This is a genomic window from Novosphingobium sp. (genome assembly GCF_049240505.1).
Lineage (GTDB): Bacteria > Pseudomonadota > Alphaproteobacteria > Sphingomonadales > Sphingomonadaceae > Novosphingobium.
The window spans coordinates 1-24090 of the sequence record NZ_JBMLSM010000062.1 but is presented as its reverse complement, the minus strand read 5'-3'; the positions used below and the strand labels follow the sequence as shown (position 1 = coordinate 24090).

The window sequence follows — 24090 nt, the reverse complement described above, 5'->3', positions numbered from 1 at the left end:
AGCACAGCTGGCATCGGGGAGGGCGGGCTATCTGTCTCGATCAGCGCGGAGCACAGCGTCCGCAAACTGAATGCGGCCAGGCAGGATGGGGGCCGCCTCAATTGCGCGAGTAACGTCCGCGCGGCATGTCCAAGGGGACTAGGTCCTTTCCCTTCACCTCAAGGCACATGACTTAAAACGGCGGTTCGACGGTCTGCTGCGTATCGACAATCACTGTCTGTAGGCGGCCAGCTTTCCAGGCAGATCACCCGCTGTTGCAGCTTGTGACATCTCTTCAACCACCTCAGCCATGCTTTGCGCTGGCTGGGCCAAGAGCGGGGCCGTTGCCAACAGCAGAGTAGAATCAAAGACCATACTGATGTGACTTGTTTTTATCATTCGCCGTCACCCTCGCTTTTGATCGTTCTGTCATCGCAACTTGTTGGTAATGGCTCGTTGAGCTCATCCAGCACTCGCAACTGGATATTGATGGGGCCATCGCTGGCCGCATAAGCGGTATCCCCGTTCGGATAGGTGTAGCCCCTGAAGAAGCGCGGCGGGGTTGTGCAGGTCATCAGCAGATATGGCATATTGAACAGGTCATTGTCGTGGTGATCGGTGAGGTGGAAAGTCTCGCCAAAAGGCCCACTTCCAAACCGTTCGTGCAGATCGAAGGCATCATCGGGCAGGCGCACAGGCAGGCGGAATACTTGCGTTTGCCCTTGTCCATCGGTTCTGCCCTGAAACACCTTTTTCTCGTCCTTCACAAACGGCAATTCGTAGTCCGTCGTCCTGCTGGCCGACAGGGCATAGTCAGTGTTGGGCGCAGGCTTGCCCGTGTGCGGGTGGAGCAGGACGAAGCGATAGGCATGGTCACCACTGCCGATCACCTCCACGTCAGCGGGGGCAGCGCTGCCCAGGGTCAATGCCTCCCACCGTTCTTCATCGGCGTTCTCGTCAGGTGTAAGCGCACCGCTTGGTAAATACGCCTCTATCGCATCAACCAGGTGACACGACCTTCCCTGCGTAACGCTCTCAACCGACATCACTTCCAGCACGTGGGCATCCCCATCTGCCCGGTAGCGGGCGATAATCTCGGCCTGCACCAACCCATCCATGCCGCGCAGCTGCGTTAAAGGATCGCCCGAATCTGGTGTTGCAACCAAGCGATAGCGAGTCTTGCCAACATGGCAGCGTTCAAGGACCAACTCCTGTTTGTCAGCGACGACCATGCCGGTGAAGATATCTTGCGCAAGCACCTGAGTTGGCAGGAGAATGAGGCTGGTCCCGAGCGTTAGCGCCTTCAAAGCGGCGTTGACGCTTGTCTTGCGTTCATTGCTGCGCACAGCGGATTTGCTTAAGACGTCATCATGAAGCTTCATTGTCTTGGCCGGTTGCTGAACTGGTTTGCGCGCTATCAGGCCTTCGCAATTGTTGCCAGCTGCGTTCTGCTGGCGGATCCGCTGAACGCCGCCAGCGAGAAGCCGCAAGTCTATACCGGGACGATCGGAGCCGAGTCTGTCGTGGTAGAGCTTGATGGTAGTGGCGGCGATGTGACGGGACGATACTTCTATCGCAAACATCGCCTCGACATCGGCCTTCGTGGTACTTGGCAAGACGATCGGTTGACACTCAAAGCAGAGACCACAGGTGACCGTCTGACGCTGCGCCGGACTGGGAAGGGTCTTTCCGGATCACTCACCACGAAGGCCACCCGGCGCATACCTGTCACCTGGTCGCCCCTTGGCGCGAACGGAGGCGGCCCAAATACACTGCGGGCAGATTTGGCCGGTCACTCGCTTTACGAACACCAGCAGTTGGCTGATCTGGCGCTTGTCGCTGGCGATGTCAGACAGGATGGGACTCGCAGCCTGCGAGACTGGCGCGAACCGCTGAGCGGTATTATCCACTTCCGCATCGAGAGCGGATATCCGCCTCCGGTGTTGGAGAAGATCAACGCCGCACTCGAACGGCACCATTGGGAGCGCGTGTCGCAATGGTTTACCTGCGAAGGCTATGGTGGGGAACCGGGCATGGAGATATCCGAGTCCCGATCGCTTTATCTCGGCGATGATTTGGTCAGTTATGTCTGGTTTGCAAACTGGAGCTGCGCAGGCACGGCCCATCCTGATTTCGGATCGCAGGGCTACACGTTCGATGCCCATACAGGCCGCGAACTGGCGCTTGAGGACATGCTTTACTTCGGAGGCGGACCGGTGCCGGCAGCTGACAGTTCTGCCTGGTACGCCTACCGCCGCGAGTTCTTCGCTCCGCGCGTGGTCACTTTGTTTGGCCAGTTGTACCCTGAAGAAATGCGGCCTGGCGGTGGAGAAGAACCGCAGGACGAATGCGACTATACCGATTCTTCGGTGTGGGATTTTCCAAGCTGGCACGTGACGCATGAGGGGTTGTATCTGGGCGCCTACTTCGCTCGCGCCCAAAGACCGTGTGACGAACCGGACTGGTCGGTGATCCCGTGGAAGCACCTGACGTGGCGCAAGCCAGCAGCACTAGCGGCCAATAGGCCTGTCCTGCGACATGAAATTCTGCACTTCGGGGAGTTGTCATTCGGTCCGAGTGACATTGAATACCTGTCGCAGAACATTGATGACCAAGGATTTCCGGTTCTGGACATCGCCTTGCAGCCAGATGCAACACAGCGCCTCCAAGCCGAGACATTCCGTTTGCTGAATACTGACGTCACGTTGGCGCTCGGCACCACACCGTTTGTTTCGGCGCGACTGGTTGAACCCATCGCAGAGGGAAAACTTCGGCTCGGCGGAGGGTTCAGTCTTGTTGAAGCACGGGATATGGCGAGGCAGATCATCTGCACGCTGCACCTTTCCGCTGATCAATATGGCCCGCCCAGCCTATCCAACGATCTGCCGTGCAAGCTCGACAAGAGGCAAGGTGCGAAGTGACGACAATGAAGACCTTTTTATTCATCACAGTGTTTCTCGCCTTGGCCGGTCTGCAACCTGCTGTAGCGCAGCAGGTCCACACGCCACGCCTCGGATCCAGCGAGCGTACAAAGATCGTTGACGCTATACGGCCTTCTGCGGCCTCGAAAATCCGGTTTATCGTGCATGATCTGCGTATGTGATCGACGGCAGGATGGCACAATATGGGCGGATGCCGCCTATCGGAAGAAGAACGAGGCGTTCCTCGCGGTCGGTATGTTCAAGAGCCATATCCACCAGAGGCCGCAAGCCGAGGCGGCCGATGCCCGGCGATCCAAAATCCGCGCTCATGTCCAGCATGTGTTCGCAGAGCAAAAGCACCGCTTGGGCCTCGTCGTGCGCACCATCGGAATCGCCCGCGCCATGATCAAGATCGGCATGGCCAACCTCGTCTATAACTTCCAGTGGCTCGAGGGGCGAACTGTGCCCGTACGCCCCAAATCTGGCCCGAAAGGCCGACCAACTACCCAGAAAGCCGGATCAATCCCGACAAACCGCCGCTGCCACGCCAACAAACCGGCCCGCCTCCTTCACGCCGAAATCAGACGGTTCGTCGAAGTGTCCAGATTCCTCCGCTGCGCGGAAATGCTAACTGACTAGGGCCAAAACCCCATCAGGGTATTGAGCGCGATAGATTTTTCTGATTCGCTCATATGAACGGATCAGAGGAGAAGCGCATGGCCCTGTTTTGGCTGTCGGTTGAAGCATCGGCGGTCATCGAACGGCATCTGCCCAGAAACCAGCCCGGAGCCCGCCGGGTGGACGGTCGCCGTATCATTTCGGGGATCGTGCATGTGCTCAAGGTTGGCTGCCGGTAGTGTGATTGCCCTGCCGATTATGGGCCATCAACAACTGTCTACAACCGCTTCAATCGCTGGTCGAGGGTGGCTTCTGGTCGAAATTGCTCGATGCGCTGGTGCAGGCAGGCGCCGTTACCAAAAACACGGCCATCGACAGCACCTATGTCAAAGCTCAGCGAGCAGCCTTTGGCGCAAATGGGGGCGACAGAAGCAGGCCATCGGGCGCTCGCGCGGTGGCTGGACAACCAAAATCCATGCTCTCACCGACGTCATCGGTCGGCCTTGCGCCTTGATGCTGACGGCGGGCAATGTTAGCGATGTGAAGGCCGCGCCAGCCTTGTTCGAACGGGCCGGTCCGATGCGCCATCTGTTGGGAGACAAGGGCTACGATGCGGCCTCCTTGCGTCTTTCACTGCGGCAGGGACGGACTGCACCGGTCATTCCGGGACGACGCAATCGCAAGACACCAATCCGTTACGATCAGGCCAGATATCGGGAACGCCACCTGATCGAAAACGCCTTCTGCCGCATCAAGGATTTCCGGCGGATCGCAACCCGCTATGATAAATTGGCGGCCAATTTTCTCTCGGCAGTGGCCTTGGCCACTGTCATCTCATTCTGGCTTTGAGGTACGAGACATGCTCAACCCTGTGATGAACAACACAAAATGGTATGAATTGCGGTTGCAGATGTGTGCTCTGGTGCCGCCGCCAACATGGAGCACGTTCTCAACCGCCGGTTACCGTTCGCAGCCCGACCGGGAATGGTTCTACCACTTCCGTGAAGGAGGATACGAAGACATTTTACATGTCGACATTCAGGTCGAAACACCCGTCGAACGGGAAATTGTCAGGTCCGCCCTCAAGGCTGTCCACGTACCCGGCGAGGAAACCCCCAGCGGATTCCGCGTGTTCGGGTATCTCCATGATGGTCAGGGGGCTGGCTACATCTAAAGCCAACTAACCTGATCGAGTCTGGGCCCTAGGACCGCGAACGGCAGCTTATTCCAATACGCCGCTCCGAAGCGGACTGACCAAAATGTCCCAAACCAAGTCTTTCTACCGTGGCTGAAGCGCGGTGAGCAGACGGCAGGTGGATGACGTCAATCTGGTGCAAGAAAGTCCGGGTTGAAAGGCGATTCTACACCTTGTCGGATCAGTCTCTCATAATGACTTGAACCTCTGCTTTTCCACATCGAACAGGGCTTGCATTTTCGCAAGGACATCGGGATTGCGCTCGGCGAGGCTGTAGTCTTCGCTACCGCTTCGCATGTTGTACAACTGCGGATAACCTCGCGACGCCAAGGGCATGTAGAAGCCCTTGTAGTAGCTGCCATCGACGTACTTCCAGTCTTGCGTCCGAATGGCGGCGACCTGGTCGTCGTTGAACAAAACGAGGTGGTCATGCGGGGATGCCTCGCCACGCATCAGGACGCCGCTGAGGTCTCGTCCGTCGAACTCGATTCCCTTTGGCATGGGGATGCCGGCTCTGGCGCACAGGGTTGGCAGGATATCTATGCCCATCGCGATTGAAGCCGACCTTACGTTCTGGGCAACCGTTCCGGGCTGAATGGCAATGAATGGCACGCGAGATGCACCATCATAACCGCCGCCGCCCTTGCGATCGCGCAAGCCGCCCGAGGAGCCTTCGAACCACGGGCCGTTGTCGGAGGTGAACATGACCAACGTCTGGCGCGAAAGGCCCAGAGCCTCGAGCTTGGCCAAGACCTGCCCGACAATGGCGTCGACGTGTTCGACGCAATCGCCGTAGGGGCCGGCGGCGCTCTTTCCGGCAAACTCGGCAGGGGGATAGTTAGGGAGATGCGGAGCACTAAGCGTCAGCGTTAGTGAAAACGGGCGCGAGCGATTGTCTTCAATGAAGCGCATGGCGCGGTCTGCGAACTGCTGCTGCAGCGTCGATTGCGTGAATTGGCGTTCGAATGCGCCGGCTCTGTTCGCTTCCCATAAGCTCAATGGCGACATGTCGTGGCTGTAGGGAATGCCGAAGAACAGATCGAAGCCGCTGCTTGTGGGCGGCCAGGCAGGCGTGCCGATATTGCCGAGGTGCCACTTGCCGATCAGCGCACTGGCGTAGGCGGTGCCGAGAGCCTTGGGCAAGGTCATCTCGGTCGGCTTGAGGTAACGCTCGTCGCCTTGAAGGATGACACCTTTGGCAAGGCCGCTGCGGATCGGGTAGCGCCCCGTGAGAAGGCCGGCCCGGGAGGGCGTGCACAGGTTTGCAGGCGCATAGTAATCGGTCAGCGTGGTGCCCCCGCGCGCCATCCGGTTCAGATGGGGCGTTCGGATCAGGCGGCCGCCGGTCGGCTCGATATCGCCGAAGCCCAGATCATCGACATAGATTACCACGAAATTCGGCAGGGTGGCCACTTTGCCAAGCGCGCGAGTTCCCGAAAGCGCCGCGACGGCCCCTCCCGTCAGCAATCCGCCCATAAAGTGCCTGCGATCGGTCGATATCATGTAACACTGTCTCCGGGGCCAAAGTCGATGCCTATGCGCCCGTTCGTGCTGGCGCGGGCGATCAGATCGACTGGAAGGGTTAATAAGCGCGGCGCGGCAGCTGGTGATGATGTCAGCCACTCCATCGCCGCGACGGCCATTTCCGCGTTCGGCTGACGCACTGTGGTGATCTGCGGGGTAGTCAACAGACCAAAGTCTGCATTCCCGAAGCCCGCAACAGCGACATCGCGAGGGGCGCTGAGGCCGATCGATTGGAGGTATGCCACGGCGCCGGCTGCCACCAGATCGTTGAAGCAGAATAGCGCCGTTGGCCTTGGCTCAGTCTGCATTATTTGAGCAGTGGCCTCAAACGACGCTTTGAAGCCTCCGGAATTCGTAGAGATCTGCACGACAGGAACCTCTGCTGGCGCAATTCCCGCAACGGCCAATCGCTCCAAAGCGGACTCGGTTCGCACTGCACTGGAGAAATGGCCCGAAGGTCCTGTGAGCAACCCGAAGCGGCGATGCCCCAGCTCGAGCAAGTGATCGATAACCAGCCGCGCGCCGTGCGCTTCTTCCGAATAAACTGCGTCGGAACGCTCGGGTTCGTGCAGTGGTGAATGCCGAACGTAGCGTATGCCTTCGTTTTCCAAGAGGTCCAGAAGCGCAAGATCGTCGCACAATGGTGCCGTGACCAGCGCTCCATCGACCGGCTGCCGGCGCAAAGCCGCGGCAAAGCTATCCAGGGCGCCGGGTTCTACGAGATCGATCTGCCGCAACACGAGCTGGAAGCCGTGGCGGGTGGAGATACGCTCGGCGGCTTCAAACATCTGGGTGATGTAGTAGGCAGGCACCCATCCGGTGACGATCGCGATCGAATAGGTTCTGGATGCAGCAAGCGCCCGTGCCGAATGGTTGATCCGGAAGTTCATCTCCCGGATGATCAGCGACACTCTTTCCCGCGTCGCATCGCCTACTCCCGACTCTCCATTGGCGACGCGTGCAACGGTCTTGGCGGACACGCCCGCCCGCGCGGCAACATCATCGAGAGTGGGTCTGCGGCTTTTCACGGTGTTGGGCATAAGTTCTGATTTCAACCTCGTCTAGCATTTTTGTCAGCGCTGACGCAATTGTGTTGACAGCGCTGACGCTGACTGCTTGTTACTCATGGAAAGCTCGCCATATCGCTCCTTCGACTCTATAAAAATCAGAGCGGTAATGGCTTTTGCCGGTATTAATTTGGGGGAGTTAAAGATCATGGGTATTCGCCAGAAATTCTGCCTACTGTTTACGTCAGCGCTGACATTGACTGCGCTCGCTGATGCCGCGATGGCGCAGGATGCGCAGCAGCCGTCTGCCACCGACACCGGTGAGATCATCGTCACGGCGCAGCGAACCGCATCAGCAGCGTCGAAAACGCCGATTGCCCTCAGCGCAATCAGCGGCGATGCGCTGCGTTCAGCGGGGGTGGCCAATGCCACAAATCTCGGCGAGCAGGTTCCCAACGTCTCCATCGTTCGCAACAACGGCCTTCAGATCACCATCCGAGGCGTGACCAGCACCGATAACACCGAGAAAGGCGATCCGTCTGCGGCTTTCCTGATCGACGGCATCTACATCGCTCGTCCGCAAGCACAGGAAGTCTCATTCTTTGACATCGCCCGTATCGAAGTCCTGCGCGGGCCGCAGGGCACGCTTTACGGCCGCAACACCACGGCAGGCCTGGTGAACGTCATTACCAGCCGACCGTCCGATCGGTTTGAGGCTGCGGGCAACTTCGAATACGGCAACTACGACACTGTTCGCGGCGATGCGATGGTCAATGTGCCAGTGAGCGACACCTTCGCCCTGCGCTTTTCGGGATCTTACGATCGTCGCAACACCTATCTCTACCAGAAAGTCGGCGATCCGTTCAGCCTGAATCCGTTCAAGAACAACCTGTCCGGCCGTTTCCAGGCGCAGTTCAAGCCGACGTCGGACCTTACGATCCTGCTTCGCGCCAACTACAGCTCGATCAAAGGCAACGAATTCACCAGCGTCCTTGGCGGCAATTGGTTCGCACCCCTTCCGGCAGGCGCACCGCGCTACCAGAGTCAGCAATATATTGGCGGCGCCTTCAGTTCCAGGGAACTGCGTACCTTGGCTTATTCGATGGCTCAGGACGCTTCTGCAGATAACAACACCTGGGGCGTCGACGGTGAGGTAAACTGGGACTTTGGTCCGCTGGAGATGACCTACCTTGGCTCATATCGCGAGTTCAACCGCGACGAGAAGGGCACCGGGTATCTCGGCGTTGCCTACAAGCAAGAGACAGGCGGCAAGTTCAAGCAGGTCTCGCAGGAACTGCGGTTCAACACCCCCGCAGGCAATCCGCTGAGCTTCCAGTTTGGCGGCTACTATTTCAAGGAGACTTCGGACAACTTCCTGATCCTGCGCAATCTGTTGCCGGCATTCCCCTACTATGGATTTCTGCAGGGGCCGACCAAGTCCGAGACCGTAGGTGCCTTCGCGCAAGGCACCTACAAGCTGACCGATACGATCCGCGCAACGGCCGGCGTCCGATATTCGCGCGACGACAAGTCCCGCATTGGCCGCATCAATCAGCAGAAGACAGATGTCTTCAACCCGCTGACGGACATCAGCGCGCCGAACAACGCGCGCGTGGTATCGGACAAGGTGACCTGGCGCTTCGGTCTCGATGCCGACCTCAACTCGCGCACGCTGCTCTACGGCGTCGTCTCGAGCGGCTACAAGGCGGGCGGCTTCAACGGCGGCTGCTCGGCAGGCACACCGAATTGCGCCACCCCGCAGAACCCAGCCGCACTGTTCTACGAGCCGGAAACCCTAACTGCCTATGAAGTCGGCTTGAAGACGCGCACCGCAGACAATGCCCTGCGCCTCAATGCGAGCGCCTTCCATTACGACTACAACAACCTGCAGGTCAGTGCGGTCGTCGACATCGGCGGCGCGCCGCGCCAGTTGACGACCAACGCAGCAAAGGCGAAGGTTGACGGCGTCGAGATGGAAGCGACCTTGTCACCCACCCAGCGTAACCGGATCGACCTTGGCTTCACCTATCTCGACGCCCGGTATGCTTCCTATTTCCCGCTCGGTGTCGGGAATGCACCCGACTTCAAGGGACGCCCGCTCGATCGCGCTCCGAAGTACGTTGCCACGGCTGCCTACGCCTATTCGTTGCCACTGGATAATGGCGGCAATCTGGAAGCGTCGGTCCGCACGCGCCTAAGCTCATCGTATGTGCTGACTGCTCAAGCCCTTGGCCGGCAGTTCACGCAGCCCTCGTTTACCCGCACCGACCTGTCGCTGCGCTATACCGCGCCTGAAAGCCGTTATTATGTGCAGGCCTACTGGCAAAACGTCGAAGACAACATCGTGGTTACAGCGGCAGCTGTAAGCAGCGGCATCCTATCCATTACTCCGAGCGATCCGTCGACCTACGGCGTTCGCCTCGGCTTCAAGTTCTGACGGCTCGGCCGCCATGCGCGCTCGGCATCGCCGAGTGCGCAGCAGTTCCTCCCTCGTTGTTCAGCTCTCTTTTTTGCAACGAGAACCTCAAAGGGGAGGCGGTACATTCGCCTCCCCATTTTTCAAAGATCACTTAGGCGCTGAGTCAGAGCGCTGCGGTAAAGTCAGTTTCGGGCATCACCGAGCGGGGCTGGTATGGTTGAGCTTGGGTTGCAAATTGATGTGGACGGCGCGATCTGATTCAAGCTCGGTGAGAAGACTGAGCATGAGCGACTTCTACTGGCTGACCGATGAGCAGATGGATTGTCTGCGCCCGTACTTTCCCAAGGGCCACGGCAAGCCGCGCGTTGACGATCAGCGGGTGCTGAGCGGCATCTTGCTCGTCAACCGCAACGGGCTGGGCTGGCGGCGGGGCGCCAAGCGCTACGATCGCTGCCTCTGCGATTTCTTCTCCGCCATCGCTCTCGCTGCAACCGTCATCTTCTGGCTGTGATCAACGAGTCCTGAGCCCAAGCAACCGATCTTAAAGTGGGGTGAGCCTGAAAAGGCTGGCGCTCTGCTGTGATGCTGTAGATCGCACAGCAGGTGCGAAAATCACGGTGCGCGCCCCCGGGGCATCGCAACCCGATTTTTATGGTGACCCCTACGGGAATCGAACCCGTGTTTCAGCCGTGAAAGGGCCGCGTCCTAACCGCTAGACGAAGGGGCCAAATGCCGCGAAAATACGTTGCAAAAACGCAACACTCCCGCGACGCTCCCAAGGGGGAGGGCTTATGTATATACTCCAGCCACTTAAGTGGTGACCCCTACGGGAATCGAACCCGTGTTTCAGCCGTGAAAGGGCCGCGTCCTAACCGCTAGACGAAGGGGCCGTGGGCTTGCGCCGCTGGGCAGGTCCGCGCCTCTAAGGGGATCACTGCGGGGCGTCAAGCGGCGAATTGCATAAAACGTTCAATCGGCAAAAGCGGCGTCCTCGACATGCAGTTCGGCGGCCGGACGGCTGCCCCAATCGTCAATCTTTGCGCGCCCTGCCAGCCACAGTTGCCGCCCGCGCGATCCGTGCAAAAGGGCTTGTCCCATCTCGCTTTGCGCCGCCCGAAATGCGATGGCCTTGAAGGAGCGACCGTCCGCGCCCGCTGCAACCATGCGCACGTGATCGGCACCCACCAGATCGCATTTTACCAGCCGCACTGGTCCCACCGCCACACGTGGCCCCGGCCAGCCCACGCCAAAGGGGCCTGCCGCTTCCAGTGTCTCAACCAGATCAGGCGTCAATCCGCCGGGGCTGAGCGAAAGATCGAGCAGCAGCGACTGCGTGGACCGTGCGCCGCCCACATCGCGGGCGAGGCGTTCGTCCAGCCAGTCTGCCAGCGCGTCCACCCGGTCAGGCTCTATGGTCAGCCCGCAGGCCATCGCGTGCCCGCCGCCGGCCACCAGAAGCCCCGCCTCGCGCGCCGCGATGATTGCCGCGCCAAGGTCCACGCCCGCAATGGAGCGCCCCGATCCTTTGCCTTTGCCCCCATCATCGGCGTCGAGCGCGATCACCAGAGCAGGCTTGCCGGTCTTTTCCTTGATACGTCCCGCCACGATCCCGATTACACCGGGGTGCCATCCGCGCCCGGCCATGACCATGACCGCGCGGTTGTGCTGCGAAGCGATCTGCGCTTCGGCAGCCTCCTGCACTTCCTGTTCAATCGCGCGGCGTTCTTCGTTCAGTTGGGATAGCTGGGCTGCGATTTCGCGCGCTTCGCCTGCGTCTTCGGTCGTCAGCAGGCGGACGCCGAGCGTCGCTTCGCCCACGCGACCGCCTGCGTTGATGCGCGGCCCCAGTGCAAAGCCCAGATCACTGCAGGTCGGCGCGCGGTTCAGGCGGCTTGCATCGATCAGGGCCGAAAGACCGACGTTCTCGCGCCGTGCCATGATTTTCAGACCTTGCGAAACCAGCGCCCGGTTCAGGCCGCGAAGCTGCGCAACGTCGGCTACGGTGCCCAGCGCGACCAGATCGAGCAGGTTCATCAGATCTGGCGCCTTGCGCCCCATCCGTTCGAACCACCCGCGCCCGCGCAAGTCGCGCACCGTCGCCACGGCCAGCAGAAAAGCTACGCCCACGGCTGCCAGATGTCCGTGCGCTGCTGCCTCGTCGCATTCGTCAAGCCGGTTGGGGTTGACCAGCGCAGCGGCCTGCGGAAGCTCTGGCGAACATTTGTGGTGGTCCACCACGATCACGTCCACCCCTGCGGCAGCGGCCATCGCCAGCGCCTCGTGCGCCATTGCGCCGCAATCCACCGTAACGATCAGTTGCGAACCATCGCGGGCCAGCCGCACCAGCGCTTCACCCGATGGACCATAGCCTTCGAGCAGGCGGTCCGGGATATAATGCCCTGCGCCAACGCCCATATCCCGCAGCAGCCGCACCAGCAGCGCGGCACTGGTCGCACCATCAACGTCATAATCGCCGTAGATGGTGATGCGTTCGCCGCGTTCGATGGCATCGCTCAGGCGGAGCGCGGCGCTGTCCATGTCACGAAAGATCGAAGGATCGGGCAGGAAATCGCGCAGGGTAGGGCGGCGATGACGATCCAGATCGTCGCGCTCGACCCCGCGCGAAAGCAGCAGCTGCGTGACGATATCGTCGCCTGTTCCGCTCCCTTGGCCGATATCCATGTTGCCACCGCGCCAGCGCCAGGCCTGACCGGAAAGAGAGTGCGTTATCGCCGTTACGGGAATCATGCTGCTGCGCTATAGCATACAGACAGGCTCGGAAAGGCTGTGCTCTTGCGCACGCGCAATGACAGCGGGCCAAGGCATAGGGTTGCATCGGTTCGCGTCCGCCTCATTTGGCGGCGCTTTCAGGAGGATCCAGGCGATGCGCAGGTTTGCAATTCCGGTCTTGGTGGGGGCAACGGCCCTTTGCACAGTGGCGGCAACGGTTACGGCCCAGCAAACGGCAGCGCCGGTGGCGCGGTACGAGATGCGCGCGGAAACGATGTCCGGTCTTGGCGGCATGGCGGGCGGAGGCGGCATGGGCGCCGCAATGACAATGGCCTTTGGTGGCACGCCCAAGGCGCAACACATGCTATGGCTTGATCTTGGGTCATCCCGCGCTGCTGCCGATGGTAAGCCCAAGGCCGAACATTTCATGCCCGCAGGTGCAAAGCTGGGAAAATCGGTCCTGCTGCGCACGCCGCAAGCCGCCAAGCGCGATCCCGGAGAGGCCGATTTCCAACGCCCCAAGGGCCGGATGCTGATCTTCTGGGGCTGCGGCGAACACGCACCCAAGGGGCAGCCTGTGGTGATCGATTTCAGCAAACTGGCGGCGGGGCAAGTGCCACCCGGCCTGTTTACCACGACCGTGCCGATGGACCGCTGGGTGTCGCCGTCTTCCAGCAAAACCTATGGCTATTGGCCGGGCGAAGATGGCAAGTCCGCCAAACCCGATTCCTCGCTGATCGGCGCGCACCGCGTGGCGGGCAACTATTCGCCGGAAATGGCCTTTTCGCTGGCGAAGGATTTCATGGCTCCGCTCAATGCCTCGAGCGCTTTGCAGCCCAGCGGATCCACCTTGCTGCGCTGGGGTTCGGTGGCCGATGCTACCGGATATTATGCGATGATCATCGGTGGCAAACAGTCTGGCAAGGGCGGCGAGATGTCGGATATCGTATGGTGGTCATCGAGCGCGAGCCGCCAGTTCGGCGGCGGTTTGGCAGATTGGATGGCGCCTGCCACGGTAGCGAAACTTATAGGCGAAAAGACCGTGCTTTCGCCCCAAACCGCCACCTGCACCGTTCCCGCCGAGGTGAAGGCCGCAGCGCCCGACTTCATGTTCGGAACGCTGCACGCTTATGGTCCGGAAGAATCATTCGCTTATCCGCCGCGTCCTGCAGATACCAAAGTGAAATGGGTGCCGGAATGGACGGCGCGTATCCGCCATCGGTCTACCACGGGGTTTCTGGTGGGGATGGACGGTTTCGGCGCGGCTGCCGCAGCCGGGACGGAGCAGCCTGCGCCTGCGTGCAAGCCCAAGAAGAAGGGATTTGGGGGCCTGCTTGGCGGCGCTGTGGCTGGTGCACTGGGTGTGCCGGGCCAAGGCGGGGATGGTTGCTGAACACGGAATGGGGGAAGGGCTACTCATCATCTGGCACAGCCGCACCGGTTCGGCTTGGGCGATGGCGGATGCGGCGGGGGAGGGGGCCTTGTCCGCCGCGCCATGCAGACTCCTGTCTGCCGCCGACGCTACGCCCGATGATATGCTGGCCGCTGCGGGCTATCTGTTCTGTTGCCCTGAAAACCTTGGCAGCATGACCGGCACGATGAAGGAGTTCTTCGATCGCTGTTACTACCCGCTGCTGGAGAAGATCGAAGGGCGGCCATATGCCACGATGATCGCCGCCGGTTCGGACGGAACTGGTGCTGAGCGGCAGATCGACCGGATCGTTACCGGATGGCGCTTGCGCCGGGTGGCTGACCCTCTGATAATCTGCACCGAAGCCCAGACGCCCAACGAAATCCTTGCTCCAAAGAGTCTCGCGGCGGATCAATTGCAAAGATGTCACGATCTGGGACAGGCGTTTTCTACCGCGCTCAATCTGGGAGTTTTTTGAGCGTTCGTGCCTATAAGGTCCATCACGAAGCATACTGCGATAGCCAGACTCGAAGCCGGTCTTACATGTGACAAACAGGAACGCTGTGAAAAGGGACGCTTGTGGACGCCAGTGACCGGTCTGATGACTGTGCGCCCCTTGCCGCGCTCCTGCTCGATCCGTCAGCGCTTCCGGCGCTATCCGATCTTGAGGGTGAATCCCTGCGCGGATCGGCATTTTCAGTTTCCCATGCTCCCGATGCGGCAGAAGGCTGGGCGGAAATCCTGCGGGATGGGCTGACGTTCGATGTCCGCGGACTTGCGGGAGGCCCTGCGCAGGTTTTGCCTTCGGTGAATGCCGGGGTGGGAATCAGTCCTTCTGAAGTTGACGGCCTTTGCGCACTCGCGCTGGCACCGGGGCCGCATCTGGCGGGGGCGCAACGGTTGCTGCCGGTGATTCGCGTTGCGGCCAATCTGCTGCTCGATCTGGCGCGAATCGGGCCTGCAAAGGCTATCGCCTGGCTTCCGTCGCAACTTTTGATAAGGGTGGACCTCTTTGAGCGCGCGGTGCGGCCCTGGCTGGATGGCGGCCCCTTTCCAGCGCCAGCATTTGTCGCGCTTCATGCCGATAGTGCGGGCGGCTTGCGCAGTGCGGGGCTTAACTTCTTCATAGAACAGGAATTTTTGCTCCAATCTGCAGCGCCGGAAAATGCTGGCCAGCTTCCCCGCGTGGCAATCCGACTGATTGACTGGCTTGTTGCCCACGGCCCCATAAGTAGTTCTACGGAGGCAGTTCTTGCCGGAACGGGAGCAGTCTTTCTTGAGGTGGAGGCTGGCGGTCGTATCCTTGCCCGGTGCGACTGAGCTTCGATCTTTCCAGACATAAGCGGCGCAAGCTGCCGTTCGGGAGCGTAAATGTTCCCGGAAAGCCGGGCTATGCGCCGAAGTTGCAGCGCCACCATCTCGTTCCGCGCCAGATTCTGCACGTTGCTGCGTTGGCGCCGTTCGTCTCGCAGCTTGGCGTAGAACGGCTTGGCATTCACGATTTTCGCCGCAACGGCCAACTATTGCCGGGGTGTGAAAAGGTGGCGCAGCGCATTGGTTTGCCGCTCCATCGCGGCCCGCATCGCGCCTACAATGAACTGGTGATCGAGCGTATCGGCCAGATCGAGGCCGACTGGTCACGCAACCGGTGGAAGGGGGCTGAGGCTGACTATGTGGCGCTGATGCGGTTCGATCTTTTGCAACGCGCTTTGCGCAGGCGGTTCCTTGATCCGCGTGCATGGTCGCGGGTGCCATTGAACACCCGCGATCCAGCGCTGGATTTCAGTCATCTTGATGAAATGGCTGATCTTTTCTGGTCGGAAACCGGCGTGGTGCAGCACGCAGCCTGAAGTGCACCTAGATGCACCTAGATGCACCTAGGCGCGCCTGACCTACCGCAGAAAGGGTGCAGAACTGCCCGAAAGCGCAGCTGCGGCATCCCGGTATTGCGCCTCCAGACGCTCGACCCGAATGGCGACCGGTTCGACCGCGCTGACCGCGCCGATCCCCTGACCGGACCCCCAGATATCCTTCCAGGCCTTCGCATCGGTGTTGCCGCCGGAGCCGAAATTCATCGCGCTCGGATCGCTGACGGGCAGGTTGTCCGGGTCAAGCCCGGCGTTGACGATGGAGGAGCGCAGGTAGTTGCCGTGGACGCCGGTGAAGAGGTTGGAATAGACGATATCGTCGGCGCGGCTATCGACGATGGATTGCTTGTAGGCGGCGTTTGCATTCGCTTCCTCGGTTGCGATCCATGCTGAACCGATATATGCAAAGTCGGCCCCAAGTGCTTGAGCTGCAAGGACAGATCGCCCGTGCGCAATAGCGCCGGATAGCGCCACAAGGCCATCGAACCATTCGCGGATTTCCTGCATCAGCGCAAAAGGCGATTGCGCTCCAGCGTGGCCACCCGCGCCCGCCGCCACCGGGATGAGGCCGTCCGCGCCCTTTTCGATGGCCTTGCGGGCGAAGCGGTCGTTGATCACGTCATGCAGCACGATCCCGCCCCAGCCGTGGGCCGCATTGTAGACGTCCTCGCGCGCGCCCAGCGACGTGATCAGCATTGGCACCTGCCATTTGGCGCAGAGGGCCATGTCTTCGTCCAACCGGTTGTTGGTCTTGTGGACGATCTGGTTGACCGCAAAGGGCGCGGCGGGGCGGTCCGGGTTGGCGCGGTTGTGCTTGCTGAGTTCCTCGGTGATCTGGTGGAGCCATTCGTCGAGCTGGCTGATCGGGCGTGCGTTAAGTGATGGAAAGGAGCCGACAATTCCCGCCTTGCACTGTGCGATCACCAGTTCCGGGCAGGAAATGATGAACAGCGGGGAGGCGATGACAGGCAGGCGCAGATTGGCGAACAGCGGCGGCAATGAACGTGGGGCCTGGGACATCCGTTTCCGGTCCTCTTTGATGAGTTTAATTGATTGATTAAATCGCTATGCCAAGCCGACGCGCTTGTCAAAGGGGTTCAGGCGAGCAGGTTCTCGATGCCGTAGAAACGTGCCGCCGTTCCTGCGAAAAGTGCTTTCTTTTCAGCGTCTGACGCACCGTGGGCCAAACGTTTGAAGGCGTTCCAAAGCGTGTTGTAACTCGCGCCCCATTTGTCCACCGGGTAATTGCTTTCGAACATGGCGCGGTCCGGGCCGAAGGCTTCGATGCAGGTTTCGATGTAGGGCCGCCACATCGCAGCCAGCGTTTCGGACGACAGTCCCGCCATGGGGCCTTGCTCGGGCAATCCGCAAAACGCCATCGCAAGGCCGCCGAGCTTGATGCTGACGTTCGGGCATTGCGCGATGGCGCGGATGTTTTTCCGCCATATATCAAAGCGTTCGTGCAATTTTCCGTGATAACTTCCGCTGCCAAGCGGGGTGCCGCAGTGGTCAAGGCAGATCGGCTGATCGGGAAAGGCGCGGGCGAGATCGAGAACATCGGGCAGTTGCGGTTCGAGCACCCAGGCGTCGAAAGTGAGGCTCATCGCCTGCAGGTGTTTGAAACCGTGGCGGAATTGGTCTGAATGATAAACACGCTCTGGAGTATGGAATGCCGGGCCAAGCAGATCGGGATCGGCATCCCATGCGCCTTGATGACGAATGCCGCGAAAGCGACCGTTTCCGGCCTCCACCAGCGCTTCCAGCACCGGTCTTGCCCCATCGCCAAGGGTCAGGTCGGCATGGCCGATAATGGCGGCGCAGGGGCGGAAATCGCCATAGAGGCCGCTGGCGCCTTGCGCAGCAACGCCGCCCACGTATTCCACTTCGCCTACCGGCTTCATCGCCGGATCGGCACCTGCGCGATAGAACGCGCCGCATTCCATGAACACCGTGCCGATGACATTGTGGCCACCGCGTGCATCGGCAAGCAATTGATCGAATGTGTAATAGGCCGAGTGCGTCAGCGCTTCGAGAAAGGGATGGCGCGGCTGCGGAAAGGCGCCGATCAGTGGGCGCAGATCCCACAAGTGATGATGCGGATCGATGATCGGCAGATCGGGTTCGAGAATCGCTTCTTCGGCCATGTCCTGTCCCTTTACACGCCTCTGATGGGCGTTTCGGGACTATGGCGGATGGTTCATCGTCCGCAAGCGGATTTAAGCGATCGGTTGAACGGGCGGCCGCAATTGGCCGCCCGTAACCAGATCAGTTTACCGCATTCGCCGCGCTCAGAACGGCACGGACGCTGGCCGTGGCGACGTCCTCGTCGATGCCGACGCCCCAGATGGTGCGACCATCGGCGGTTTTGCATTCGACATAGGCGGCTGCGCGGGCATTGCTGCCTGCGCCCATCGCATGTTCCGAATAGTCCGTAATGTCGATATCGACCCCGAAACCATCCTTCAGCGTCGCGACGACCGAAGAGATCAGGCCGTTGCCGCGGCCGGAAACGGTCTGCACCTTGCCATCAACCTCGATCTTGCCCGCAAAGATGCGGGTTCCATCGGGGCCGCGTGTCTCTTCATAATCGACCAGCTGCAGGTGCTGCGGCGCATCAAGGCGATAGGCCTTGCGGAAGACGCCCCAGATATCGCCTGCCTGCAGTTCGCGGCCAAGTTCGTCAGCCAGTTCCTGCACATGGCGGGAGAAGTGCGCCTGCATCTTTTTGGGTAGCTTGAGGCCCTGATCCTGTTCCAGCACCCAAGCGAAGCCGCCCTTGCCCGACTGCGAATTGACGCGGATGACCGCTTCATAGCTGCGACCGAGATCGGCCGGGTCGATGGGCAGGTAGGGGATCGCCCAGAGTTCGTCGTTGCGCTGTTCCTGCGCGGCGAAGCCCTTCTTGATCGCGTCCTGATGGCTGCCCGAAAAGGCCGTGAACACCAGTTCGCCGCCATAGGGATGGCGCGGATGGACGGGCAATTGGTTGCAGTATTCGACCGTCTGGATCACTTCATCAATGTCGGAGAAATCCAGTTCAGGATCAACACCTTGCGTGTACAAGTTCAGGCCGACTGTGACGAGGCAGCAGTTACCTGTGCGCTCACCATTGCCGAACAGGCAGCCTTCAACGCGATCTGCGCCTGCCATAAGGCCGAGTTCGGCAGCAGCAACGCCGGTGCCGCGATCATTGTGGGTGTGCAGCGAGATGACTGCCCGATCGCGATTGGGGAGGTTGCGGCAGAAATATTCGATCTGGTCCGCATAGATGTTGGCCGTGGCAGCCTCAACCGTGGCGGGCAGGTTGAGGATAATCGGCTTTTCAACTGAAGGCTGGAGAATTTCCATCACCGCTTCGCAGCATTCGATGCTGAAATCGAGTTCGGCGGTGGAGAAGGTTTCCGGGCTATATTCGAAGTGCCAGTCGGTCTGCGGGAAACGAGCAGCCTGATCGCGCAGGAACTTGGCCCCCGCGACAGCGATATCGCGCACATCGTTGCGGTCCATGCCGAACACGACCTGCCGCCACAGCGGCGAAACCGCGTTGTAGACGTGGACGATGGCCTGCTTTGCCCCGGCGAGGCTTTCGAACGAGGTCTTGATCAGATCTTCGCGCGACTGGGTGAGCACCTGCACGAACACGTCATCAGGTATGCGCCCGCCATCGACGAGGCCGCGAATGAAATCGTACTCGGTGGCACCGGCGGACGGGAAACCTACCTCGATTTCCTTGAGGCCCACTTTCAGCAGCAGATCGAAGAAACGGCTTTTCTTGTCCGCGTCCATCGGATCGATCAGCGACTGGTTGCCATCGCGCATATCGGTGGAGAGCCAGCGCGGGGCCTTGGTGATGGTCTGGTTGGGCCACTGGCGGTTCGGCAGATCGATCTGCGGGAACGGACGATACTTGGCCGAAGGGTTCTTGAGCATGGTCATGTGATTGCACTCGAAATATCTGGATTTTGCCGGTTCTGGTTCTTCATCCCCTGAGCGCCGTGCGCGCCGGGACGGACCGACACGTCAGCTCACGCCCAAGGGCGGATAAGTCGCAGGGTAAGGTCCAGTCGAGCGGTCATGCTGGAAGCCTATGGTGAATCGACGCGCGATTGTCCAGAATGTTTGCAAAGGAAAAGGGAGAGATTGATGACCGTTGCGCCATTTGTGGTGGATGTTCCCCAGTCGGACATCGAAGATTTGCATCGCCGGATCGATATGGCGCGTTGGCCCGAAAAGGAAACGGTGGAGGACTGGTCGCAGGGTACGCCGCTGACGACGTTGCAGGATTTCGTTTCGCATTGGCGCAACAGGTATGACTGGTACGCCTGCCAGAAGCTGCTGAACGACTGGGGCATGTTCGAAACCGAAATCGATGGCGTGATGATCCGGTTCCTGCATGTCCGATCGCCGCACGAGATGGCACGGCCACTGGTACTGACACATGGCTGGCCCGGGTCCATCCTTGAGTTCCGGCGCTGCATCGCACCTCTGACCCAACCGGAGGAGCATGGTGGCACGGCAGCAGATGCGTTTCATGTCGTGATTCCCTGCCTGCCCGGATACGGCTTTTCAGGAAAACCCGCCGTTTCAGGATGGAGCGTGGAAAAAATTGCGCGGGCATGGGGCGAATTGATGGGGCGGCTCGGCTATGACCGTTGGTTCGCACAAGGGGGCGACTGGGGTTCGGCGGTGACAACTGCGATTGCGGTGCAGCAGGTGCAAGGCTGTGCTGGCATCCACCTCAACATGCCGATTGCGCGGCCATTGCCGGAAGATATGGCGGCACCGGGGCCTGACGAAGCGTCGGCCCTGATGAAGATGCAGCACTATCAGGATTGGGATTCGGGCTATTCCAAGGAGCAGGCCACGCGGCCGCAGACGGTTGGGTACGGCCTTGTCGATTCGCCGGTCGGGCTGGCGGGCTGGATTTACGAAAAGATGTGGGCCTGGACCGACAACGAAGGCAGGGCAGAGGATGCGCTGAGCCGCGACGATATGCTCGATAACATCATGCTCTATTGGCTGACGGCCAGCGGCGCGTCGTCGGCGCGGCTTTACTGGGAAAGCTTTGGCAGCTTTGGCCCGAAAGACATTCCGCTGCCGGTTGGGGCCAGCGCATTTCCCAAAGAGATCATCCCCGCGCCGCGCAAGTGGTTCGAGCGGCATTGCCCGAAGCTGCTTTATTGGGGCGAACCGGAGAAGGGCGGGCACTTTGCTGCTTGGGAACAACCCGAAGCCTTTGTGAAAGAGCTTCGGGTTGCGTTTAGTCGGATGGAGTAGCGCTTACTTCTTTTCGAAGGCGGCGGTGATGTCGAGCGTCACGTCGTCCGACACGAAGGGCAGGCCGTACTTGATGTTGAAGTCCGACCGCTTGATCGTGGCCTTGCCGTGGAAGCCAAGCGTTGCAGCCTTGCTGAACGGGTTGGTGCCTGCGCCCGCGAAAGTGGCGTCGACGGTGACGGGCTTGGTCACGCCGTTGAGCGTGAGATCGCCGGTGATCTTCGCGCTCATGCCGTCGGCGCCGGGCGCAACGCTGGTGGAAACGAAAGTGGCGTCGGCAGGGGCAGCACCGAAGAAGTCTGCGCTCTTGCCTTCGGCACCGGGCTTCAGCAGGTGCGCGGTGAGGCCAGCGCTGGCGGTGACGACCTTCGAAACCGGGATTTTCACCGAAACCTTCGATGCGGCAGGATTGGCCGGATCGATCGTCAGCGAGCCGCTAACGTCGCCAAAGAGGCCGAAATAGTCGTTGAAACCGAAGTGGTTGACTTTCCACGCGACAAGCGAGTGACCGGTATCTGCGGTGTAGGTTCCGGCGGTGACGCGCGTCTTGTCAGCCTTGCCCGGAGCTTCGGGCATCTGCGCGACCATCGGTGCGGCAGCGGCAACAAGCGCCAAAGGAAGGGCAAGACGGAGCGCGCGGGATAGCTTGGTCATGGGGAGGGATCTCCTGCGAGGAAGGAGGCACGTGGATGCCAAAGCCGCGCAGGGCGCACAAGGTAGATTTGGTATCAGCCGCAGCGGATGGTGGTGAGTTTGCCCTGATCGTCGAGAATCAGATTGATCCGGTCTGCTCGCCTGTCCTGCGTGATCACTGCGCCGGGCCGGATGAGACGGATGCGGTAGTGTCTGATCGCTTGCGCGATATCGTCCTGAACTTTTGCGGTGATTTTCATACCGATGAAACGGCGGGCCTGGCGCTGGTTACAGGTGTCGTTTTCCGCCGATGGTTTGGGGGTCGACGGTTCGACCGGTGGGCGCGCAAGATCGGCTGCAGCACCTGCAAAAAGCGGGGTGCCCAACAGGCTGAGTGCCGCACCTGCAGCTATGACAACCCTTTTTCGCATCGCTCAACCCTGTGATCTAGGTCACACCAGATTGGATTGATACCGATTGCGGTGGTCCCGTCCACTGCATTCGTCGACCGTTTCGGGGGTTTCGTAGAAGAGTCTGTGATTGCGGCACAAAAAAGGGGCGGCACGAGGCCGCCCCTTTCCGAATTTTCCGTCCAAGTCGGACCGAAGATCAGTTCTTGGTCTGGTCGACCAGCTTGTTCGCGCCGATCCAGGGCATCATCGCGCGCAGCTTTGCGCCGGTTTCCTCGATCGGGTGACGGCGGGCAAGGCCACGAGCAGCCTTCAGTTCGGGCTGGCCGGCGCGGTTATCAAGCACGAAGTCCTTCACGAAGCGGCCCGACTGGATGTCGGCCAGAACGCGCTTCATTTCCTTCTTGGTTTCTTCGGTGATGATGCGCGGACCGGTCTTGATGTCGCCATATTCGGCGGTGTTCGAGATCGAGTAGCGCATATTGGCGATGCCGCCTTCATACATCAGGTCGACGATCAGCTTCAGTTCGTGCAGGCATTCGAAATAGGCCATTTCCGGCGCGTAACCCGCTTCGACCAGGGTTTCGAAACCGGCCTGAACCAGCGCAGTCGCGCCGCCGCAAAGCACGGCCTGTTCACCGAACAGATCGGTTTCGCACTCTTCGCGGAAGTTGGTTTCGATGATGCCCGAACGGCCACCACCAACGCCCGATGCATAGGCGAGGCCGATGTCGTGGGCGTTACCGGTGACGTTCTGGTGCACGGCGATGAGGCAGGGCACGCCGCCGCCACGCTGGTATTCGCTGCGCACGGTGTGGCCCGGACCCTTGGGCGCGATCATGATCACGTCGATATCGGCGCGCGGCTCGATCAGGCCGAAGTGGATGTTCAGGCCGTGGGCGAAGGCAAGGGCGGCGCCGGGCTTCATGTTGGCGTGAAGGTCATCGGCGTAGATCGCAGCCTGATGTTCGTCAGGCGCAAGGATCATCAGCACGTCGGCCCATGCTGCGGCATCGGCGTTGGCAAGAACCTTGAAGCCGGCAGCTTCGGCTTTCTTGGCGCTGGCCGAACCCGGACGCAGCGCGATGGCCACTTCCTTGATGCCCGAATCGCGCAGGTTCTGTGCGTGGGCGTGGCCCTGCGAACCGTAGCCGAGGATGGCGATCTTCTTGTCGGTGATGAGGTTCAGATCGCAATCTGCGTCGTAATAGACCTTCATGTCATTCCCAATCTGTGTTGAATCGTTGAAATGGCGGGTGAATTGTTCAGGCGGCTGTTGCGCCGCGGATCATGCCGACGATGCCGGTGCGGCCCACTTCGACAAGGCCGAGTTCCTTCATCAGCGCGACGAAGCTGTTGATCTTGTCGGGCGCGCCGGTCAGTTCGAAGACGAAGCTGGAGGTGGTTGTATCGACCACCTTCGCGCGGAAAACATCGGCCAGGCGCAGCGCTTCGACGCGGTTTTCGCCTTTGCCCGAAACCTTGATCAGCGCGAGTTCGCGTTCGACGAAAGGACCAACTTCGGTAAGGTCAGTCACCTTGTGGACCGGCACAAGGCGTTCAAGCTGCGCGCGGATCTGGTCGATGATCGGTGGCGGACCATGCGTGACGATGGTGATGCGGCTGACATCATGGCCATCGGTAATATCGGCGACCGTCAGGCTGTCGATATTGTAGCCGCGTGCGGTGAACAGGCCAGCGATCTTGGCAAGGATGCCGGCTTCGTTGTCGACCGTGATCGTGAGGACGTGGCGCTCCTGCGCCTCCTGCGGGATGTGCATCATTTCAAGGGTTCCTCAGACCAGCGCCTTGGCTTCATCGTCCATCGTGCCGGCCACTTCATCGCCGTAGAGGATCATGTCGGTATGCGCCGCGCCCGACGGGATCATCGGGAAGCAGTTGGCTTCCTTGGCGACGAGGCAATCGACAAAAACCGGGCCGTCATGGTCGATCATCGCCTGGATGCCAGCATCCAGTTCGCTCTCATCCGTGATGCGGATGCCCTTCCAGCCATAGGCCTCGGCCAGCTTCACGAAGTCGGGCAGGCTGTCCGAATAGGAGTTCGAATAGCGGCTTTCGTAGGTCAGTTCCTGCCACT

General features: G+C 60.4%; 19 protein-coding genes, 2 tRNA genes and 4 pseudogenes. 11 read left to right on the top strand and 14 right to left on the bottom strand.

Annotation, left to right across the window (positions count from 1 at the left end; all coding sequences use genetic code 11):
• Positions 1-374 precede the first annotated feature (374 nt).
• The gene (locus ACOVQ0_RS05320) at positions 375-1361 is read right to left on the bottom strand and encodes a hypothetical protein (RefSeq protein WP_421881092.1); all 987 of its coding nucleotides are present in this window, start codon (positions 1359-1361) and stop codon (positions 375-377) included.
• On the opposite strand from ACOVQ0_RS05320, the gene ACOVQ0_RS05315 reads away from it, so the two are divergent.
• From ACOVQ0_RS05315 to ACOVQ0_RS05300, 4 genes and pseudogenes are all read left to right on the top strand, one after another.
• Positions 1350-2900: a hypothetical protein gene (locus tag ACOVQ0_RS05315; protein WP_421881089.1), complete on the top strand. Its 1551-nt coding sequence runs from the start codon at positions 1350-1352 to the stop codon at positions 2898-2900. The two genes, ACOVQ0_RS05320 and ACOVQ0_RS05315, sit on opposite strands and share 12 nt — an antisense overlap.
• 201 nt (positions 2901-3101) lie before the next feature.
• Positions 3102-3368, top strand: a pseudogene (locus ACOVQ0_RS05310) (IS5/IS1182 family transposase); the annotation flags it as partial.
• 248 nt (positions 3369-3616) lie between these two features.
• A pseudogene (locus tag ACOVQ0_RS05305) lies at positions 3617-4367 on the top strand (IS5 family transposase).
• A gap of 10 nt (positions 4368-4377) precedes the next feature.
• Positions 4378-4692 (top strand): DUF6678 family protein, encoded by a 315-nt coding sequence (locus tag ACOVQ0_RS05300; RefSeq protein WP_421881086.1) that lies wholly within the window; start codon positions 4378-4380, stop codon positions 4690-4692.
• A 210-nt stretch (positions 4693-4902) separates the two neighbouring features.
• Here the strand turns inward: ACOVQ0_RS05300 and ACOVQ0_RS05295 are convergent, their stop codons facing one another.
• Positions 4903-6189, bottom strand: a complete 1287-nt coding sequence (locus ACOVQ0_RS05295; protein ID WP_421881083.1) for a sulfatase-like hydrolase/transferase — start codon at positions 6187-6189, stop codon at positions 4903-4905.
• Positions 6190-6212: 23 nt separating this feature from the next.
• Positions 6213-7277, bottom strand: coding sequence for a LacI family DNA-binding transcriptional regulator (locus tag ACOVQ0_RS05290; protein WP_421881080.1), 1065 nt, complete (start codon positions 7275-7277; stop codon positions 6213-6215).
• Positions 7278-7452: 175 nt separating this feature from the next.
• Here ACOVQ0_RS05290 and ACOVQ0_RS05285 point away from each other — a divergent pair, with 175 nt between their 5' ends.
• Complete coding sequence (locus tag ACOVQ0_RS05285; protein WP_421881077.1) at positions 7453-9681, top strand: TonB-dependent receptor; 2229 nt, start codon at positions 7453-7455, stop codon at positions 9679-9681.
• A 265-nt stretch (positions 9682-9946) separates the two neighbouring features.
• Positions 9947-10108, top strand: a pseudogene (locus ACOVQ0_RS05280) (transposase); the annotation flags it as partial.
• Positions 10109-10315: 207 nt separating this feature from the next.
• Here the strand turns inward: ACOVQ0_RS05280 and ACOVQ0_RS05275 are convergent.
• The 3 genes from ACOVQ0_RS05275 to recJ form a co-directional block, all read right to left on the bottom strand.
• Positions 10316-10390: transfer RNA gene (locus ACOVQ0_RS05275), tRNA-Glu, on the bottom strand.
• Between the two features lie 88 nt (positions 10391-10478).
• A tRNA-Glu gene (locus tag ACOVQ0_RS05270) sits at positions 10479-10553 on the bottom strand.
• A gap of 79 nt (positions 10554-10632) precedes the next feature.
• Positions 10633-12411 (bottom strand): single-stranded-DNA-specific exonuclease RecJ, encoded by a 1779-nt coding sequence (recJ, locus tag ACOVQ0_RS05265; protein ID WP_421881074.1) that lies wholly within the window; start codon positions 12409-12411, stop codon positions 10633-10635.
• A gap of 136 nt (positions 12412-12547) precedes the next feature.
• Between recJ and ACOVQ0_RS05260 the strand changes: the two genes are divergently transcribed.
• The 4 genes from ACOVQ0_RS05260 (at position 12548) to ACOVQ0_RS05245 (ending at position 15654) form a co-directional block, all read left to right on the top strand.
• Positions 12548-13786, top strand: coding sequence for a hypothetical protein (locus ACOVQ0_RS05260; protein WP_421881072.1), 1239 nt, complete (start codon positions 12548-12550; stop codon positions 13784-13786).
• Between the two features lie 7 nt (positions 13787-13793).
• Positions 13794-14282 carry a flavodoxin family protein gene (locus tag ACOVQ0_RS05255; RefSeq protein WP_421881070.1) on the top strand — a complete coding sequence of 163 codons (489 nt, stop codon included), beginning with the start codon at positions 13794-13796 and terminating at the stop codon, positions 14280-14282.
• Positions 14283-14383: 101 nt separating this feature from the next.
• Complete coding sequence (locus tag ACOVQ0_RS05250) at positions 14384-15124, top strand: hypothetical protein (protein ID WP_421881068.1); 741 nt, start codon at positions 14384-14386, stop codon at positions 15122-15124.
• Complete coding sequence (locus ACOVQ0_RS05245) at positions 15115-15654, top strand: AHH domain-containing protein (protein ID WP_421881066.1); 540 nt, start codon at positions 15115-15117, stop codon at positions 15652-15654. The genes ACOVQ0_RS05250 and ACOVQ0_RS05245 overlap by 10 nt, the downstream gene beginning before the upstream one ends.
• 42 nt (positions 15655-15696) lie before the next feature.
• On the opposite strand, the gene ACOVQ0_RS05240 is transcribed toward ACOVQ0_RS05245, so the two are convergent.
• The 3 genes from ACOVQ0_RS05240 to leuA form a co-directional block, all read right to left on the bottom strand.
• A complete protein-coding gene (locus ACOVQ0_RS05240; protein ID WP_421881063.1) occupies positions 15697-16692 on the bottom strand; it encodes an NAD(P)H-dependent flavin oxidoreductase in 996 nt (331 codons plus the stop codon).
• A 77-nt stretch (positions 16693-16769) separates the two neighbouring features.
• Positions 16770-17816 (bottom strand): amidohydrolase family protein, encoded by a 1047-nt coding sequence (locus ACOVQ0_RS05235; protein ID WP_421881060.1) that lies wholly within the window; start codon positions 17814-17816, stop codon positions 16770-16772.
• 121 nt (positions 17817-17937) lie between these two features.
• Positions 17938-19608, bottom strand: a complete 1671-nt coding sequence (gene leuA, locus ACOVQ0_RS05230; protein WP_421881057.1) for a 2-isopropylmalate synthase — start codon at positions 19606-19608, stop codon at positions 17938-17940.
• Between the two features lie 207 nt (positions 19609-19815).
• On the opposite strand from leuA, the gene ACOVQ0_RS05225 reads away from it, so the two are divergent.
• Positions 19816-20949, top strand: a complete 1134-nt coding sequence (locus ACOVQ0_RS05225) for an epoxide hydrolase family protein (protein ID WP_421881054.1) — start codon at positions 19816-19818, stop codon at positions 20947-20949.
• A gap of 3 nt (positions 20950-20952) precedes the next feature.
• Here the strand turns inward: ACOVQ0_RS05225 and ACOVQ0_RS05220 are convergent, their stop codons facing one another.
• From ACOVQ0_RS05220 to ACOVQ0_RS05200, 5 genes and pseudogenes are all read right to left on the bottom strand, one after another.
• Positions 20953-21603: a YceI family protein gene (locus tag ACOVQ0_RS05220; RefSeq protein ID WP_421881051.1), complete on the bottom strand. Its 651-nt coding sequence runs from the start codon at positions 21601-21603 to the stop codon at positions 20953-20955.
• Between the two features lie 74 nt (positions 21604-21677).
• Positions 21678-22013 carry an I78 family peptidase inhibitor gene (locus ACOVQ0_RS05215; RefSeq protein ID WP_421881049.1) on the bottom strand — a complete coding sequence of 112 codons (336 nt, stop codon included), beginning with the start codon at positions 22011-22013 and terminating at the stop codon, positions 21678-21680.
• A 178-nt stretch (positions 22014-22191) separates the two neighbouring features.
• Positions 22192-23232: pseudogene (gene ilvC, locus ACOVQ0_RS05210) on the bottom strand (ketol-acid reductoisomerase); the annotation flags it as partial.
• 25 nt (positions 23233-23257) lie between these two features.
• Positions 23258-23773 (bottom strand): acetolactate synthase small subunit, encoded by a 516-nt coding sequence (ilvN, locus tag ACOVQ0_RS05205; protein WP_421881239.1) that lies wholly within the window; start codon positions 23771-23773, stop codon positions 23258-23260.
• Positions 23774-23788: 15 nt separating this feature from the next.
• Positions 23789-24090, bottom strand: a 302-nt coding sequence (locus ACOVQ0_RS05200) for a thiamine pyrophosphate-dependent enzyme (protein WP_421881047.1), incomplete at its 5' end; no start/stop codon positions are given.